This window comes from Phyllobacterium endophyticum, assembly GCF_003010935.1.
Lineage (GTDB): Bacteria > Pseudomonadota > Alphaproteobacteria > Rhizobiales > Rhizobiaceae > Phyllobacterium > Phyllobacterium endophyticum.
This window is the reverse complement of sequence record NZ_PGGN01000004.1, coordinates 93,150-110,140: the sequence shown is the minus strand read 5'-3', so window position 1 is coordinate 110,140 and position 16,991 is coordinate 93,150. Positions and strand designations below refer to the sequence as shown.

The following is a 16,991-nucleotide window of genomic DNA, read 5'->3' as shown; positions in this document are numbered from 1 at the left end:
GGCGGGCCGGGCATGACCGACTTCATTGATGCCGTAGGGCTGTTCCTCGTATTCGAGGGGCTGCTCTACGGTCTCTTCCCGCTCGTTGCAAAGCGTGTCGCACGGGATGTCAGCGAACAACCGGACGGCTTTCTGCGCATCGCCGGCGTTGCTTCCGTCGCCGTCGGCGTAGGAGTGGTTTGGCTCGCCCGGGGGTAGGGCCGGGTCTGCCTGTATTAACGCGATGATCGCCTCTTTGCACTCCCTTGTGGGGAGGGTCGGACCGCAGGTCCGGGGAGGGGCATTTCTTCAAATTATCAAACTAATAGTCAAAGACCCGACCCACTGCTTCGTAGCATCCCTCACAAGGGGGGCCAAGAGCCTCTGGCCTGTTCATATCGCTTGCATCCCTCATCGATCCCAAGCTACCACTCACTAGCTCTCAACTTGTCAGCCGCAAGCCAAGGAGAAAATAGTGTTAAATTTGCGAAGCATGGGGAACTGCTGTGCAAGACAAACGGTATCAGGTTTTTATTAGCTCCACATTCCAAGACCTCCAAAATGAGCGCAGAGCCGTCCAAGACGTTGTGATAAGCACGGGCGATTTTCCAGTGCAGATGGAATCCTTTCCAGCAGCCGACCAAGATCAATTTGAATTCATCAAGTCGCTCATTGACCAGTGCGACTACTATATTTTGATCATCGGCGGACGTTATGGCACGGTTGCGGAAGACGGTCTGAGCTACACCCACAAAGAATTCAAATATGCGGTTTCAAAAGGTGTGCCAGTCCTAGTGATGCTGCATGGCGAGCGGGGTAACATAAGCTTAGACAAATCGGAAAAGACTGACGTCGGCAAGAAACGTCTGGATGATTTTATCTCAGAGGCCGAAGCCAACAGGTTGCGTAAAACGTGGGACACCCTGGATGGCCTGAAGTTGGCTGCTCGCGAGGCTCTGGACCACGCTAAAGCCACCAAGCCAAGAATTGGGTGGGTGCGTGGCGACGCAGTGACGAGTTTGGAAACCTTAGAAGAGTTGAATAATGTCAGAAAAGAAAACGAACGATTTCGGCAAGCGCTTGGAAGTTTGGAGATCGAGGTGCCGCTGCCAACCATACCTGCCGCTAGTGACATACTAGAAATCGATCTTCTACCTGTATCCGTTCGAAGTGGATTTGGCACCATATCATCCGGCAGTCAGGCTCGAACTAGAACTTCGTGGATTTCCGTATTCCCAGTCTTCTTTAGCAACCTCAAATGGCAGTCAAATGATTGGAATGGTGATTACTACCATCGTATCGATGACGATGAGTCATGTGTCGCCATAGGATCGGCTCTTGCTGGTGAAGTTGCCGTAGTGGATACGTCAGGATTTTTCAAAATCGGCAAAGGAACTCTAGACCGTCTGTCAAGTTTTTATATTGAGGCCGGTCTTATGACGACCGAGGGAGAAAGCCCTTTTACCGAAACTGCGCAGAGGGTCGCCCGTCGCTACCGTATCAGCGAGGATGCATCATCTGTTTTCGTTTTGCTGCAAGGCGAAGTGAAAGTTTCCGAGCCCTCCTTAAGCAGCCACCAGTTGGATGACGAGATCCCATTTTGATATCGCGTACATAAACAGTGAGCCTCTTAAGCGACCTCGGATCTGCAGCCACTTCATCAACTCTTGAATTGACTGATCTGAAATAAATGCTGCAATAGCCGCTCGGTCATATTTATGTCGTCACTCGCCGTTCTGTTGTATCATTCTGTTTTCCGATAAGGGCCCGAACGCATGTTTTTCAAGACTGGTCGCATCGCTCTCCGTTCCGCAACCGCGGCTACCGCGCTGGTTGCGTTGACTGTAACCAGCCTCATTCCGGCATTCGTCGGCGTCGCCCCGGCTCAGGAGCAGGCGCAGGTGCAGGCGCCTGCGGTCCCCAACAGCCAGCAGCCGCGCGCCCAGGGACCGGCCTCCGTTGCCGATCTTGCGGAAGGCTTGCTCGATGCGGTGGTGAATATTTCGACGTCGCAGACGGTCAAGGGACAGGATGGTGAATCCGGCCCTGTGCCGATGCCGAAAGTGCCGGATGGCTCGCCTTTCCAGGAGTTCTTCGACGAATATTTCGGCAAGCAGAGGCCCGGCGAAAGCAATCCCTCGCGCAAGGTCCAGTCCCTTGGTTCGGGTTTCGTGGTCGATGCCGAGCAGGGCATCGTCGTCACCAACAATCACGTCATTGCCGATGCCGACGAGATCGAGGTCAATTTCAATGACGGGTCCAAGCTGAAGGCGACGCTTATCGGCAAGGATACCAAGACCGATCTCGCGGTGCTCAAGGTCGATCCCGCGAAGCACAAGCTCATTGCGGTCAAATTCGGCGATTCATCCAAGACGCGCATCGGCGATTGGGTCATGGCGATCGGCAATCCTTTCGGGCTTGGCGGCACTGTGACCGTCGGCATCGTTTCGGCGCGCAACCGCGATATCAATTCCGGCCCCTACGACAATTTCATCCAGACCGATGCCGCAATCAACCGCGGCAATTCCGGCGGGCCGCTGTTCGACATGTACGGGCAGGTCATCGGTATCAATACCGCCATCATATCGCCGACCGGGGGCTCGATCGGCATCGGCTTCGCCATTCCGGCCGAACTGGCATCGGGTGTCATCTCGCAGATACGCCAGTTCGGCGAGGCGCGTCGCGGCTGGCTCGGCGTGCGTATCCAGCCCGTGACCGACGATATAGCCGAAAGTCTCGGCATGACCTCCAGCAAGGGCGCGCTGGTTGCGGGGATCATCGAAGGCGGTCCGGTCGCCAATGGATCGATCCTGCCGGGTGATGTCATCACGCGTTTCGACGGCAGGGAGGTCAGCAATGTCAAGGATCTTCCGCGTGTGGTGGCGGAAAGCCCCATCGGCAAGGAAGTCGAAGTCGTCGTGGTTCGCAAGGGCAAGGAACAGACCGTCAAGGTCACGCTCGGACGGCTTGAAGACGAGGATCAGACGGCCAAGAAAGATGATCCGGCGACCGGTGAGGACGGCGCCGCCCAGAACGTCGATGTGCTCGGCATGAGTCTCGGAAAACTCGACGAGGCCACTCGCAAGACCTTCGGTATCGCCAAGGAGGTGGAGGGCGTGCTCGTGACCGAAGTGCAGAATGGCTCGATCGCCGCCAACAAGCGCATCGCTCCGGGTGACGTCATCGTCGACATCGCTCAGGAGACCGTGTCCACACCCGAGGATGTCGCGGCAAGGATCGAAAAGCTCCGGGATGAAGGCCGGAAAAACGCGCTGCTTATGCTTGCGTCAAAGACCGGCGAACTGCGCTTCGTCACGCTCCAGATGGATTGAGCGGGAACGCCTCGATTCGGAAAATCGCAAGTTCGATTGCGGTATGGCCATACCCAAAAAAACCTCTTTGCGCGACCGAGGATTGCCCGCCCGGTTTCGTGCAGGAATTTCCTGTTTCAGAGACGTTCAGAACGACTTGCCGCCAGTTTCACACCGAAATTGTTCGGTTCCGCGGCAAAACGATCGAATTTGACCTGAGAATATCAACCAGGACGAGAAAAATAGTTGCAGGAGCGCGAGTTCAGGTGACGAAGTCGGTTTTTCGGTAGCCCTGGATGTAGAGGAGAGCGGTCAGGTCGCCATGGTCGATGCGCACCTTTGCCTGTTCTGCAACTATCGGTTTGGCGTGAAGCGCTACACCTGTTCCCGCCAATTGCAGCATGCCAAGATCATTGGCGCCATCGCCAACCGCTATGGCTTCCTGGGGTGAGAGGCCGAAACGCTGGCAGATGGAGACGAGTGCCGCAACCTTGGCTTCGCGGCCGAGGATGGGTTCCTTGACCTCGCCGGTCAAGACTTTGCCGTTATCTATCAATGTGTTGGCGCTGTTCTCATTGAAGCCGACCATATCGGCGATACGCTGGGTGAACACCGTAAAACCACCCGAGACAAGCGAGGTATAGGCGCCGTGTTTCTTCATCGTTCGCACGAGTTCGGGACCGCCGGGCATCAGGGTGATGCGACTGGCAATGACTTTGTCGATCACCGCATAGGGCAAGCCCTTCAACAGCGCCACGCGTTCGCGCAAGGCAGGTTCGAAGGCGATTTCGCCATTCATGGCCCGTGCGGTGATCGCCGCGACTTTGTCGCGCAGACCGGCTTCTTCGGCAAGTTCATCGATGCATTCCTGCTGGATCATGGTCGAATCCATGTCCGCAATCAGGATTCTCTTTCGCCTAGTGTGTTGATCTTGCAGGACAATATCGATTGGTGCGCCATCCATCGCATGGGCCAGTTGACCATGTACTTGCGTGGCTTCAGTGCCATCTCTCAGAGCCAGATCACAGGCGATCCCGTCCGCCAGCCAATAAAGACCTGTTGCATTGACCGCCGCCGAGGCTTTAATCCCCAGCGATGGCACAAGCTCCGATGTGGCGGGATTGGCGATGAGCGTGGCCATCAAGGGCATGGGTGATTTCCAGTTGGGTATTGGTGTGGCGACAAGACAAGTAATCCTGATAGCCGGACCGACGGCAAGCGGCAAGTCGGCGCTTGCGCTTCGCTTGGCCGGCGAGACCGGGGGCGTGATCGTCAATGCCGATTCCATGCAGGTGTATGACGTGCTGAACGTGTTGACCGCACGTCCCGGTCCCGACGATCTCAAGTCTGCTCCCCATTATCTCTACGGCCATGTCTCGCCGGGCATAGCCTACTCGACGGGGCGCTGGCTGATTGATGTCGAAGGGCTCTTGAAAAGAGCCGAACTTGCTGAAAAGACAATGATTTTTGTCGGTGGGACCGGGCTCTACTTCCGTGCCCTTCTCGGAGGACTTTCTGCGATGCCCGCTATTCCGCCGGACGTCCGGGCGCATTGGCGTCAGCAGGATTCGGCGTTGGGCTCCGAGAACCTGCACGCCATACTCGCCCGGAAAGACCCACTGGCGGCGTCCACCCTGCGGACGACGGACAGCCAGCGCGTCGTTCGCGCACTCGAGGTTTTCGATGCGTCTGGCCGGTCCATAGTCGAATGGCAAAAGGAGGCCGGAATTCCGCTGATAGACCCCGCACTTGCCCGCAAGATCGTCATCGAACCGGATCGGAAATGGCTTGGTTCCCGCATCGCATCGCGATTTGCAGCCATGATGAAAACAGGTGCAATCGATGAGGTCAAGTCATTGTTAACGCTCGGTCTTCCGAATGAACTCCCTGCCATGCGGGCGATCGGCGTGCGCGAAATATGCGAAGTTCTTGCCAAAAGGCTCAGCGTCGAGGAGGCGGCTGAGCTTGCAACGATCGCGACACGTCAATATGCGAAACGGCAGATGACATGGTTCCGCAACCAGCTTGGCGACGATTGGGAAAGGTTACCCTTTCCGCCATCGGGATAGACCTAGGTCTTGTCGTTGCGGAATGTACGGATGAGGTCGCTGGTTCGGAACCGTTCGGTATTTTCCTGCTGCGGTTTTGGTGGCTCGTCCTTGCGGATTGCCGCATCGATATTGCGCCACTGCGTTCTTATGTGCTCCTGAGCCAGCGGAACCGAGTGCCTCTGACTCGCGATGGGCCGGCCCATGCTCTCGGGGATGTCCATCGCGTCATCCTGGCTGCTTGTGCTTTCCGCAGCGTTAAGCTGGCGCATCCGCATCAAGATCGTGTCGAGCGACAGGTGAGAATCGCCAAGGCGCATCGATTGCTGGCTTTTGGTCATATGGGCGGCCGGCAGCTGGTCTGGCGTAATTGTCTCGAACATCATGCGCATCGGTGTCGGAACGGCCTCTCCGAAAGCAATCGCTTCCCGATTGGCGATGGATGACAGAAATCCGATCGTGCTTTGTGACGCGCCGGTGATTGCGCCGCGAATGATCTCCTGATCCCGCTCATTTCCGAGGCGCATGGCGAAAACGGTACTGCATTGGGAAAGAATTGTTGCATCAAGCTCGCCTGGACGCTGCGTGATAACGGCGAGGTAGACGCCGTATTTGCGGCCTTCCTTGGCAATACGGGCGATTGCCTGACGCGTTGGCCAGAAACCTCCATTTGCGTCCGCCGGTATATAACGATGCGCTTCCTCGCAGACAACGAGCGTCTGCACCCGCCCATCGCTGGACACGGCAAGGTCGAAGGCCATGCGGCAGAGGACCGAAGCAACGGAATTGACGACCTCTGACGGCAATCCCGCCAATTGAAACACGCAGATCGGCCTGTCGTTCTTGGGTATGCGGAAAATATGACCAATAGTTTCGCGCATCGTGTCCATGGTCGTCGGAGCGGAGAACATGAAGCGGTAACGCGGGTCGGCGACCAGTGCTTGCAAGCGCTGGCGCAATGCCTTCATGATCGGCCGGTCCGTCTTGCCTTCCAATTGACCGATGCGCTCGTCGATCAGCTTGATGAGATCCGCGATACGATAGGGTGTCGGCGTATCGGCAGTCATCGAGGAATAGTCGCGGTCTTTTTTGAGAAGGGACGCCGCGTGCGTCGCCTCGGAACTGGCAAACCGCTCCCTCGCGAGTGGAATAAGATCACGCAGGGCATCAACTTCGGCCGGCACAGTGGGCCTCCCGCGGAAGACGGCCTCAGCAAACTCTTCCAGCCTGAACAGCCAATAGGGCAGCTCCAAAGTGTTGTAATCTATTGAAATCGAGTGCTCTGGAAAAGCACTTGCGAATTCGTTGTGCGGATCGAGAATCAGCACGCGCAAATCGGGCCGCTGAGCAATGATCTTGCGCAACAGCAGAGAGACAGCGCTTGATTTACCGACGCCGGTGCTGCCAAGAACCGCGAAGTGTCGCGAAACCAGACTGTCGATTGAAATCAGGGCCGGAATTGATGCGTTTTGTGACAGGTGCCCTACGGAAACAGTGTTTTTCAGGCTGGACGTATAGATGGTTGCGAGATCCGTAGATCGGATCCGGTGCGCTACGGCGCCCATGTGTGGATAGTTGGCGATGCCGGACGAGAACGTCAACGAGCCATCGTCATGCTCGTTGACCTGCCCTATCAGCTCGACATGGACATGAATGCTCTGATCAGCTTCGGCGACCCACTGCGCGTCCGCAACCTCGACTTCATAGACAAGTCCGACGACGCGGGTAGTCCCGACGCGAATGGAGATCAGTTGGCCTACCGTCCAGTAGTCTTCCGATGCTGTAACAGACGGTCCGGTCGTGGCATAAATAACAGCTTTTTCGCCGTTGCATTCGATGACATGTCCATCGGTCCGATTGCGCGCAAAGGGCCGGGGCTGTTCAACAGGCAAGGCTTCAGCGCTCATCGTTGGTTCGACCATTCCCTTGAAACTGACAGCAGGTCTGCCGGCGGACTGTCCGTTACCGTAGTTGCGAGGCGTTGAAATTATCTTAGCGCGATACCGACAATTGTTGCGACTGGTGCGGTTAAGTGCCGTCTCCGACCGGTCTACATTTTTGCCGTTGACGGATCCAATTTGCTTAACTATCGTCCGCGACCATGAAAACAGTTCTTATCGTCGTGGGATCGCGCATGGGCAGGGTGTAGTAAGCACCCGGCGAAAGCTCCCATGCGCGAAACACAGGCTCCCTCGGGGGCCTTTTTTATTTCCAGCATTTCAGTTAGAGCAAAACACCTTCTGACGGGCCGAGTGCCGCAGAATATACGGGAAGAGACCGATGACCGCAGAAAAACTGGCAAGTGAAAGCCACTCATCGCAACGACGGGAAATGACTGGCGCCGAAATGGTGGTCCAGGCTCTCATCGATCAGGGCGTGACCGATATTTTCGGTTATCCCGGCGGCGCCGTGCTTCCAATTTATGATGAACTCTTCCAGCAGGACAGGATCAACCACATTCTCGTTCGGCACGAGCAGGGTGCGGGCCATGCGGCGGAGGGTTATGCGCGCTCCACCGGCAAGGTGGGCGTCATGCTGGTGACATCAGGGCCCGGTGCGACGAACGCAGTGACACCGCTGCAGGATGCGCTGATGGATTCCATTCCGCTGGTCTGTATCAGCGGCCAGGTTCCAACCAGCCTTATCGGGTCGGACGCCTTCCAGGAATGCGACACTGTCGGAATTACGCGCCCGTGCACCAAGCACAATTGGCTTGTAAAGGACGTCAACGATCTTGCGCGTGTACTGCACGAGGCGTTTCATGTTGCCAAGACCGGGCGGCCGGGCCCCGTCCTCGTCGACGTTCCCAAGGATGTTCAATTCGCAACCGGCATCTACACGCCGCCGGAAGTTTCGCCGCGTACCAGTTACCATCCCAGGATCCAGGGCGATATCGAGGCGATCAAGCAGGCTGTCGCTCTGATGCTGACTGCAAAGCGCCCTGTGATCTATTCGGGCGGCGGAGTTATCAATTCCGGTAACGAAGCAAGCAAGTTGCTTCGCGAACTCGTCGAACTCACAAATTTCCCGATTACTTCGACACTGATGGGGCTCGGTGCTTATCCGGCGTCAGGGAAGAACTGGCTCGGCATGTTGGGCATGCATGGAACCTATGAAGCCAACATGACGATGCATGATTGCGATGTCATGGTGAACATCGGCGCACGATTCGACGACCGGATTACCGGCCGTATCAGCGGTTTTTCTCCCAATTCCAAGAAGATCCACATCGATATCGATCCGTCCTCGATCAATAAGGCTGTGCGGGTCGATGTCCCGGTAATAGGTGATGTCGCCCATGTGCTCGAGGACATGATTCGCCTGATTCGCGCCTCCTCGACAAAGCCGGATGAGAAGGCCATGGGCGCATGGTGGTCGCAGATCGACAAATGGCGCTCGCGCAAATCGCTGTCCTATACGCGCAACAAGGACGTAATCATGCCGCAATATGCGCTGGAACGTTTATACGCGCTGACGAAGGATCGTGATACTTACATCACCACTGAAGTTGGCCAGCACCAGATGTGGGCTGCGCAGTTCTACCATTTCGAGAAGCCCAATCGCTGGATGACATCGGGCGGCCTTGGGACAATGGGCTATGGCCTGCCTGCCGCATTGGGCGTTCAGATCGCTCATCCAGACTCACTGGTCATCGATATCGCCGGAGATGCGTCGGTTCAGATGAACATGCAGGAAATGAGTGCTGCCGTTCAATACGAGGCGCCGATCAAAATCTTCATTCTGAACAACCAGTATATGGGAATGGTGCGCCAGTGGCAGCAATTGCTGCACGGAAACCGGCTATCGCATTCCTATACGGAAGCTTTGCCGGATTTCGTCAAGCTTGCGGAAGCTTACGGCGGTCATGGTATCCGCTGCGAGAAACCTGGCGACCTGGACGACGCTATTCAGGAAATGATCGACGTCAAGAAGCCGGTTCTTTTCGATTGCCGCGTCGCCAACCTCGCCAATTGCTTTCCGATGATTCCTTCCGGCAAGGCGCACAACGAGATGCTATTGCCCGACGAAGCAACAGATGACGCAGTCGCCAATGCCATCGACGCCAAGGGTAGACAACTCGTTTAAAGAACCGGAAGGACCAATTATGAACGCTCAAAATCTAGCCTCCGGTTCGGCATATTTCATTGCCAAGGAGACTGAACTACCAGTCACAACTGTCCTATCGGTTCTCGTCGACAATGAGCCGGGCGTGCTTGCGCGCGTGATCGGTCTCTTCTCGGGACGCGGCTACAATATTGAAAGTCTTACGGTTTCCGAGACGGAGCACGAACAGCACCTGTCGCGCATCACCATCGTCACTCGTGGCACGCCGCATATCCTGGACCAGATACGCCATCAGCTGGAGCGTATAGTGCCGGTGCACCGCGTGGTCGATTTGTCCGTGCGCGCCGACGAACTTGGCCAGAGCGGTCCGATCCAGCGCGAGCTGGCTTTGGTCAAAGTTGCCGGTCTAGGCGAACACCGCAATGAGGCTTTGCGTCTGGCCGATGCGTTCCACGCCAAGGTGTCAGATGCAACGACTGAGCATTTCATCTTTGAGATCACTGGCAAAGGCTCGAAAATCGATCAATTCATCGCAATCATGAAGCCGCTCGGTCTCGTTGAAATTTGCCGGACCGGCGTCGCCGCCATGAATCGCGGCCCAAGGGGCATGTAGCCAGCCCGTTCGTCGGGGATGCTTGATTGTATCCCTGACAAATCTGTCATTGAGGCCAGACCGGCCGCATCCTATGAATGCCTCCATAAATCTGGTTTTCACGATGACGTTTGAAGTCTTTCTGACGCTTCTGGTTTTCGCCTTCGTTACTTCGATAACGCCGGGCCCGAACAATTTGATGCTGCTGGCTTCGGGTGTTAATTTTGGCTTCAGGCGCACCATTCCACACATGTTCGGAATCGGCTCTGGCTTTTTCACGTTGCTGATCGGCGTCGGATTGGGGCTCGGTGCGGTGGTCCAGTCACTTCCGGTTCTCTATACGATCCTGAAGTTTACCGGCGGTGCCTATCTGGTTTATCTCGCCTACAAGATCGCTGTATCCCGTTCGCTGAATGCTGTTGGCGGCAATGAACGGCCGATGACATTCCTGCAAGCTGCCGGATTCCAATGGGTCAATCCTAAAGCATGGGTGATGGCCGTCACCGCGATGGCCACATATACGTCTCCGGAAGCCTATTACATGACAGTTCTGATCGTCGGAATTGCCTTTGCTGTCGTAAACGTCCCATCGGTTTCTAGTTGGGCCGCCTTCGGCCAGGTCATGCGCGGCTGGCTTGCCGATCCAATGCGATTGAAATGGTTCAACATCACGATGGCTTGCCTGCTTGTCGCAAGTCTCTGGCCGATGTTGAAGTGAGCTTGCGTTGGCAGCTATTGGCGCATAGGATTTTTCTCATGCCACACGATCATGACGACCACCACCATCACGACAATGAGCTAGATCCCATGGCGGCGCGCGTGCGGGCTTTGGAGACGATTCTCACCGAAAAAGGCCTGATCGACCCGGCGGCAATCGATGCGATCGTCGACACGTACGAGACCAAGGTCGGGCCACGCAACGGAGCGAGGGTAGTGGCAAAAGCCTGGTCCAACCCCGATTATGCCGACTGGCTGAAGCGCGATGCAACCGCAGCCATCGCAGACCTTGGTTACACGGGGCGTCAGGGCGAGCACATGCAGGTAGTATTCAACACACCGGATACGCATAATCTCGTCGTCTGCACGCTTTGCTCGTGCTACCCGTGGTCGGTGCTTGGCTTGCCTCCCGTCTGGTATAAATCGCCGCCCTATCGGTCGAGGGCCGTCATCGACCCTCGCGGGGTGCTGGCGGAATTCGATCTGATCCTTCCCGAGACAACAAAGATCCGGGTGTGGGATTCAACAGCCGAACTGCGTTACCTCGTCGTTCCGATGCGCCCTGAAGGTACCGACGGCTTGAGCGAAGAACAGCTTGCCGATCTCGTCACGCGCGATTCAATGATCGGAACAGGACTACCTCTCATACCGGAGCCAGCATGAACGGGCCGCAGGATCTTGGTGGACAAATGGGCTTTGGCCCAGTTGCGCCGGAAAAACGCGAGCCGCTGTTTCATGCCGATTGGGAGAAGCGTGCACTCGGCATGACGATCGCCGCTGGAGCGATGGGGCACTGGAACATCGACGAGAGCCGCCACGCACGCGAAAGCCTCCACCCCGCGGATTATTATTCCTCCACCTATTACGAGATATGGATCAAAGCATTGGAGGTATTGCTCGCGCGTCATGGGTTCGTCTCGCCGCAGGAACTCGGAGACGGCCGCACTCTCGCCCCAGGTACCACGCCGAAACGTGTCTTGGCGCCGGAGAATGTCTCCGCAGTCCTCGCTAAAGGCGGTCCCTGTGGCCGATCGGTGGCAGGTGAGGCGCGTTTTAAAGTCGGTGATCGCATCCGAACGCGCAACTTCAACCCGGAAACGCACACGCGACTGCCGCGCTATGCACGCGGCAAATTCGGCGTAATCGAAGCCGTGCGTGGCGGGTTTGTGTTTCCGGACACAAATGCCCATGGCGGTGGAGAGAACCCGCAATACGTCTATACTGTTGTGTTCTCTGCGCCTGAACTATGGGGCGATGAAGCCGACGCCACCTTGACCGTCAGCATCGATGCCTGGGAGAGTTACCTTGAGCCTGCGTGAGTTGATCACCCATTCACGTGGACTACCCGCCTATGATGATGCGCCGGTATTCGCCGAGCCTTGGCAGGCCGAGGCATTCGCCATGGTCATCTCGCTGCACGACCGGGGTCTATTTACCTGGGAGGAATGGGCGGCGACGCTATCTGCGAAACTGAAGCGTGCCGGCGCGATGGACGACGCCAGTGACTACTATCATTTTTGGCTGGAGGCGCTGGAAACGCTGATCGCTTCGAAAAATGTTGCGAGCAAGCATGATGTTGATCAACTGGCTGCCTCCTGGCAGCGCGCCGCTCATGCAACGCCGCACGGTCAACCAATACGTCTCGACAACGACCCGGATCGATCCTGAAAATGCCGATTTTCTCCAAGATACGCCTGCTGACGATGCTGCTTGTTTGCGGTTCGATACTTCCTCCCGGCTGGGCGATAGCGCAGGATGGACCCTGGCCGACAGCCAACGAAGATGACTTGCGCAAGGTCATTACCGGGGCAACCCTTACGGGTGAAGTCAAGGCAGAGCCACCGTTCAACTTCACTGAATATCTTGGGCCGGATGGCAAGTCGCGTGGCAAGATGATCCAATGCTGCAAGCCGGAGGAGGTTGCAACGAAGGGCATGTCCTATGCTGGCGACTGGACGCTGGAAAAGGACAGTCTTTGCCTCACTTACGAGGGAGAAGAACAGAAGATTTGCTGGAAGTTGCAGGTCAAGGAAGACCGTTTCCGCATGATCGACCAACAGTTTGGCCGCGTCGGCGAAGGGCAAATCCGGCCGGGAAACCCGGATAACCTATAAGTCTAACATCTGCCCGGACCATTTTCCTTGCCCTTTCTCGGCGAATCCTGTCAGTCAGAACCATGCAATTATCACCGCAACAGGATGAAGCGCTTCGGGCAGTTTCAAAGTGGCTGAAAGACGGCCGCAGCCCCATTTTCCGGCTTTTCGGATATGCTGGTACGGGCAAGACGACGCTCGCGCGCTATTTTGCCGAACATATCGAAGGCGACGTTCAGTTTGCAGCCTTTACCGGCAAGGCGGCCCAGGTTCTTCGCTCGAAAGGAGCGTCCAACGCCCGAACTTTGCATTCACTGATCTATCGCCCGCGCGGCGAAGAGGCGGTTGAGAACGAAACCACGGGCAAGACCAGCATCGCTCCGACGTTTTCATTGAATCGTCAAAGCCCTGTATCAAAGGCGAAGCTTATCGTTGTTGACGAATGCTCCATGGTCGATGAGCAGTTGGGACGCGATTTGATGAGTTTCGGAACGCCAATTCTCGTGCTCGGTGACCCTGGTCAGCTCCCGCCCATTTCCGGTGGCGGTTTTTTTACCGAGCACGAGCCCGATTTTCTTTTGAGCGAAATCCATCGTCAGGCGCGTGACAATCCGATCATTCGTCTCGCGCTCGACGTGCGCGAGGGCCGGGAATTCACCTTCGGTGATTTTGGTGCTGCCAAGGTTATCTCCAAGACTGATGTCACACAGGAACTGGTACTTGGCGCGGACCAGGTTCTCGTGGGGACCAATCGCACGCGCCGGCGCTATAATCAGCGTCTGCGTGAACTGAAGGGATTTTCCGCGTCGTTTCCACAAGCAGGCGACAAGTTGGTTTGCCTGCGAAATGATCCCGCGAAAGGTCTGCTCAATGGCTCGCTATGGAAAGTCATGACATCGTCCCGCGAGACAGTTAAGCCCGGGATCAATCTTCTGGTCGCGCCCGAAGATGAAGAGCCGGGGCGGGGTGTCGCCAAGATCAAGCTCCTGAAATCGCAATTCGACGATCCTGATGCGGAGATCCCGTGGCAGACGAAGAAACGATTCGATGACTTCGACTATGGATATGCTCTCACGACCCACAAAGCGCAGGGCTCGCAGTGGGATGAAGTTGTGCTGTTTGACGAAAGCTACGCGTTTCGCGATACGCGAGAACGCTGGCTTTATACGGCCATCACGCGCGCTGCCGAACGGCTGACCGTTGTGCGGTAATTCGCAGCATTCACAATCGTCGGCTTCAACCGAGATAGCAATGTTTAATGTCAGAGTTCTGCTGTAAGAATAACCCAAGTGCTTCCGCGTACAGGTTTCCATCATGACCGCATCACTCTCCGTCAACATCAATGCGATTGCCATGTTGCGCAACAGACGCGATCTCCCCTGGCCAAACCTAATCGGGCTCGGCAGGATCGCGTTAGCTGCCGGCGCGTCCGGGTTGACCGTGCATCCCCGTCCGGATGAGAGACATATTCGTTTTTCCGATCTGCCAGCGATCCGTGCACTTATCGACGATGAGTTTCCGCAGGCTGAATTCAACATCGAGGGATATCCGACGCGGGAATTCCTCGACCTCGTCGCGGCCAACGAACCCGAACAGGTAACGCTAGTCCCCGACGACCCAGCGCAATCGACATCCGATCATGGCTGGGATTTGGAAAGGGATGCAGATTTCCTCCGGCCGATCATCACCGATCTCAAACGCCAAGCTATTCGTGTTTCATTGTTTGTCGATGCGGATCCAGAGGCGCCTGCCGCAGCCAAGATGCTCGGTGCCGATCGGATCGAGCTTTATACTGGTCCCTATGGAGGCGCTCACGATGACCCAATTCGAGAAGCGAATGAGCTCGAGAAACTCGAAATAACCGCAAAAGCGGCGGCGAAAGCAGGGATTGCGGTCAATGCCGGACATGATTTGACAGTGGAAAATCTGCCCGCCTTGGTCAAAAAGATCCCAAATCTGGTTGAGGTCTCCATCGGACACGGGCTTACAGCGGACGCTTTAGTACACGGTATGGCCGGCGCGGTGGGAAGATATCTCAATGCGCTCCAACCATAGACCCTTGATAATGGTGCAGTATTCGCTTTGTCATGCATTTTTGCATATCGTGAGTTGTGAGCTATGAAAAAATGGCGATTGATATTGCGGTGCAACACGACTAACTCGTCCGCCCACGCTGTCAGAGCGAGGGAAAACCTGTATGAGTGAACAACAGCTGGATGACGAGAACTATGATAATGGTCCCGTCGTTCATGAATCGGAACCGCATCATAAAGAGGCCTTTCCGGTTCTTGTTCTCGGTGCTCTTGGTGTCGTCTATGGCGATATCGGTACGAGCCCTATCTACGCGTTTCGTGAGGCGCTCCATGCTGCATCACTCGATGGAACTCTAAGCCGAACCGATGTTCTTGGCGTTGTTTCGATGATCTTCTGGGCGTTGGCCCTGATAGTAACGATAAAGTACATCCTGTTCGTGTTGCGCGCCGATAATGACGGCGAGGGCGGAATCCTCTCATTGATGGCTTTGGCACGGGCGAGCTTCAAAACTCGCCCGCAACTCATTTTGGCTCTCGGTATCGTTGGTGCGTCGCTCTTTTACGGCGACGCCGTGATCACCCCAGCGATTTCGGTGCTCTCGGCCGTTGAAGGCCTTGAAATCGTGACGCCTCGACTGGAACCTTTCATCGTTCCGATAACGCTGGTAATCCTATTGACGCTGTTCTCGGTGCAGCGTTTTGGCACCGCCCGGGTCGCCACGATCTTCGGACCGATCACCCTGCTGTGGTTTCTGGCACTCGGCTTCTTTGGGCTTTGGCACCTTGCCGACGACCTGAGCGTTTTTTATGCGGTCAATCCGGTCTATGCTTTCGAGTATATCGTAAACAACCCGCAGACCGCATTTCCCACGATCGGAACGGTTTTCCTGGCGGTTACAGGTGCTGAGGCACTCTATGCGGACCTTGGTCATTTTGGTCGCAAGCCAATCGCCACGGCGTGGATGTGGATCGTATTTCCTTGTCTCTTGCTCAATTATTTCGGGCAGGGCGCCTTCATCCTGGCAAATGGCGACGCGGCCAAGAACCCGTTCTTCGAAATGTTTCCGAACTGGGCGCTTCTGCCAATGGTGCTGCTTGCTACCATGGCAACGGTTATCGCCAGTCAGGCTGTAATATCGGGCGCCTATTCGCTATCGAGGCAGGCAGTACAGCTTAATCTCCTGCCGCGGCTGAACATTGAACACACGTCGGAAAAATTGTCTGGCCAAGTCTATCTGCCCCGAATCAACGCACTGCTCGGAATTGTTGTTATCCTTTTGGTACTTGGTTTCGAACGTTCAACCAACCTGGCGTCGGCCTATGGTATAGCTGTAACGGGCAATATGCTCGTAACCACGACGTTGCTGTTCTTTGTAATGGTAAGGATTTGGAAGTGGCGCTTGTGGGCGGCTGTGTCACTGACGCTCGGCTTCCTCGTTATCGATCTGACCTTTGTCAGCGCCAACCTTATCAAGGTCGTTGATGGCGGTTGGGCTTCGCTGGTGGTCGCGCTCCTTGTCGTTCTTATCATGTTCACGTGGGTGCGGGGCAGCCGTCAGCTCTTTGAAAAAACCCGCAAAGGCGAAGTGCCGCTCGACCTCATTTCCAGAAAGATGGCGGAAAATCCCCCGACACTTGTGCCGGGTACTGCTGTCTTCCTGACCGGAGATCCCAAGAGCACGCCAACTGCGCTGATGCATAGTCTCAAGCATTACAAAGTCCTGCACCAGAATAACGTGATCCTCACGGTGATTACCGCGCCGAGTCCGCTGGTAAAGAAGAGCGACCGCGTACGCATCGAACCTATAAACGATCTCTTCATGCGCGTTACTTTGACGTTTGGTTACATGGAGCGCCCGAATATTCCGCGTACATTGGCAATCTGCCGGAAGCAGGGCTGGAAGTTCGACATCATGACGACTTCTTTCTTCCTGTCGCGCCGCTCGTTGAAAGCGTCTGCTCGCTCTGAAATGCCACACTGGCAGGATCGGTTGTTCATCGCCCTGGCTCGCACCGCGAGTGATGCCACTGAATATTTCCAGATTCCAACAGGGCGCGTCGTGGAGATCGGCACCCAGGTCAACATCTGACCACTCAACCCGTCGCAACTAATTTGCAAGTTCCGGTGGAATTTTCTGCGCCGTTTTCCCAGG

At 56.0% G+C, this 16,991-nt stretch carries 16 protein-coding genes; 14 read left to right on the top strand and 2 right to left on the bottom strand.

Annotated features, from left to right (window positions below; all coding sequences use genetic code 11):
• The first annotated feature begins 12 nt into the window (after positions 1 to 12).
• The 3 genes from CU100_RS18760 to CU100_RS18750 all read left to right on the top strand — a co-directional run bounded on the left by CU100_RS18760 (position 13) and on the right by CU100_RS18750 (position 3,311).
• Positions 13 to 198 (top strand): DUF2065 domain-containing protein, encoded by a 186-nt coding sequence (locus CU100_RS18760; protein ID WP_106718136.1) that lies wholly within the window; start codon positions 13 to 15, stop codon positions 196 to 198.
• A 287-nt stretch (positions 199 to 485) separates the two neighbouring features.
• The gene (locus tag CU100_RS18755) at positions 486 to 1,583 is read left to right on the top strand and encodes a DUF4062 domain-containing protein (RefSeq protein WP_106718135.1); all 1,098 of its coding nucleotides are present in this window, start codon (positions 486 to 488) and stop codon (positions 1,581 to 1,583) included.
• Between the two features lie 297 nt (positions 1,584 to 1,880).
• Positions 1,881 to 3,311: a DegQ family serine endoprotease gene (locus CU100_RS18750; protein ID WP_407070361.1), complete on the top strand. Its 1,431-nt coding sequence runs from the start codon at positions 1,881 to 1,883 to the stop codon at positions 3,309 to 3,311.
• Positions 3,312 to 3,552: 241 nt separating this feature from the next.
• Here the strand turns inward: CU100_RS18750 and serB are convergent, their stop codons facing one another.
• On the bottom strand, positions 3,553 to 4,440 hold the full coding sequence (gene serB, locus CU100_RS18745; protein WP_106718133.1) for a phosphoserine phosphatase SerB: 888 nt from the start codon (positions 4,438 to 4,440) through the stop codon (positions 3,553 to 3,555).
• On the opposite strand from serB, the gene miaA reads away from it, so the two are divergent.
• A complete protein-coding gene (gene miaA / locus CU100_RS18740) occupies positions 4,418 to 5,359 on the top strand; it encodes a tRNA (adenosine(37)-N6)-dimethylallyltransferase MiaA (RefSeq protein WP_407070354.1) in 942 nt (313 codons plus the stop codon). The two genes, serB and miaA, sit on opposite strands and share 23 nt — an antisense overlap.
• A gap of 2 nt (positions 5,360 to 5,361) precedes the next feature.
• Here the strand turns inward: miaA and CU100_RS18735 are convergent, their stop codons facing one another.
• The gene (locus CU100_RS18735; RefSeq protein ID WP_106718635.1) at positions 5,362 to 7,245 is read right to left on the bottom strand and encodes an ATP-binding protein; all 1,884 of its coding nucleotides are present in this window, start codon (positions 7,243 to 7,245) and stop codon (positions 5,362 to 5,364) included.
• A 373-nt stretch (positions 7,246 to 7,618) separates the two neighbouring features.
• On the opposite strand from CU100_RS18735, the gene CU100_RS18730 reads away from it, so the two are divergent.
• The 10 genes from CU100_RS18730 to CU100_RS18685 all read left to right on the top strand — a co-directional run bounded on the left by CU100_RS18730 (position 7,619) and on the right by CU100_RS18685 (position 16,928).
• A complete protein-coding gene (locus CU100_RS18730) occupies positions 7,619 to 9,424 on the top strand; it encodes an acetolactate synthase 3 large subunit (RefSeq protein WP_106718131.1) in 1,806 nt (601 codons plus the stop codon).
• Positions 9,425 to 9,443: 19 nt separating this feature from the next.
• Positions 9,444 to 10,016, top strand: coding sequence for an acetolactate synthase small subunit (ilvN, locus tag CU100_RS18725; RefSeq protein ID WP_106718130.1), 573 nt, complete (start codon positions 9,444 to 9,446; stop codon positions 10,014 to 10,016).
• A gap of 103 nt (positions 10,017 to 10,119) precedes the next feature.
• Positions 10,120 to 10,713, top strand: a complete 594-nt coding sequence (locus CU100_RS18720; RefSeq protein WP_106718634.1) for a LysE family translocator — start codon at positions 10,120 to 10,122, stop codon at positions 10,711 to 10,713.
• Between the two features lie 38 nt (positions 10,714 to 10,751).
• Positions 10,752 to 11,375: a nitrile hydratase subunit alpha gene (gene nthA / locus CU100_RS18715; RefSeq protein ID WP_106718633.1), complete on the top strand. Its 624-nt coding sequence runs from the start codon at positions 10,752 to 10,754 to the stop codon at positions 11,373 to 11,375.
• Positions 11,372 to 12,031 (top strand): nitrile hydratase subunit beta, encoded by a 660-nt coding sequence (gene nthB, locus CU100_RS18710; protein ID WP_106718129.1) that lies wholly within the window; start codon positions 11,372 to 11,374, stop codon positions 12,029 to 12,031. The genes nthA and nthB overlap by 4 nt, the downstream gene beginning before the upstream one ends.
• A complete protein-coding gene (locus tag CU100_RS18705) occupies positions 12,018 to 12,380 on the top strand; it encodes a nitrile hydratase accessory protein (RefSeq protein ID WP_280951621.1) in 363 nt (120 codons plus the stop codon). The genes nthB and CU100_RS18705 overlap by 14 nt, the downstream gene beginning before the upstream one ends.
• Positions 12,381 to 12,382: 2 nt before the next feature.
• Positions 12,383 to 12,826 (top strand): hypothetical protein, encoded by a 444-nt coding sequence (locus CU100_RS18700; RefSeq protein WP_106718127.1) that lies wholly within the window; start codon positions 12,383 to 12,385, stop codon positions 12,824 to 12,826.
• A 62-nt stretch (positions 12,827 to 12,888) separates the two neighbouring features.
• The gene (locus CU100_RS18695) at positions 12,889 to 14,016 is read left to right on the top strand and encodes an ATP-dependent DNA helicase (RefSeq protein WP_106718126.1); all 1,128 of its coding nucleotides are present in this window, start codon (positions 12,889 to 12,891) and stop codon (positions 14,014 to 14,016) included.
• A gap of 103 nt (positions 14,017 to 14,119) precedes the next feature.
• Positions 14,120 to 14,860: a pyridoxine 5'-phosphate synthase gene (locus tag CU100_RS18690; protein WP_106718125.1), complete on the top strand. Its 741-nt coding sequence runs from the start codon at positions 14,120 to 14,122 to the stop codon at positions 14,858 to 14,860.
• A gap of 142 nt (positions 14,861 to 15,002) precedes the next feature.
• Positions 15,003 to 16,928 carry a potassium transporter Kup gene (locus tag CU100_RS18685; protein ID WP_106718124.1) on the top strand — a complete coding sequence of 642 codons (1,926 nt, stop codon included), beginning with the start codon at positions 15,003 to 15,005 and terminating at the stop codon, positions 16,926 to 16,928.
• The last annotated feature ends 63 nt before the right edge of the window (positions 16,929 to 16,991 follow it).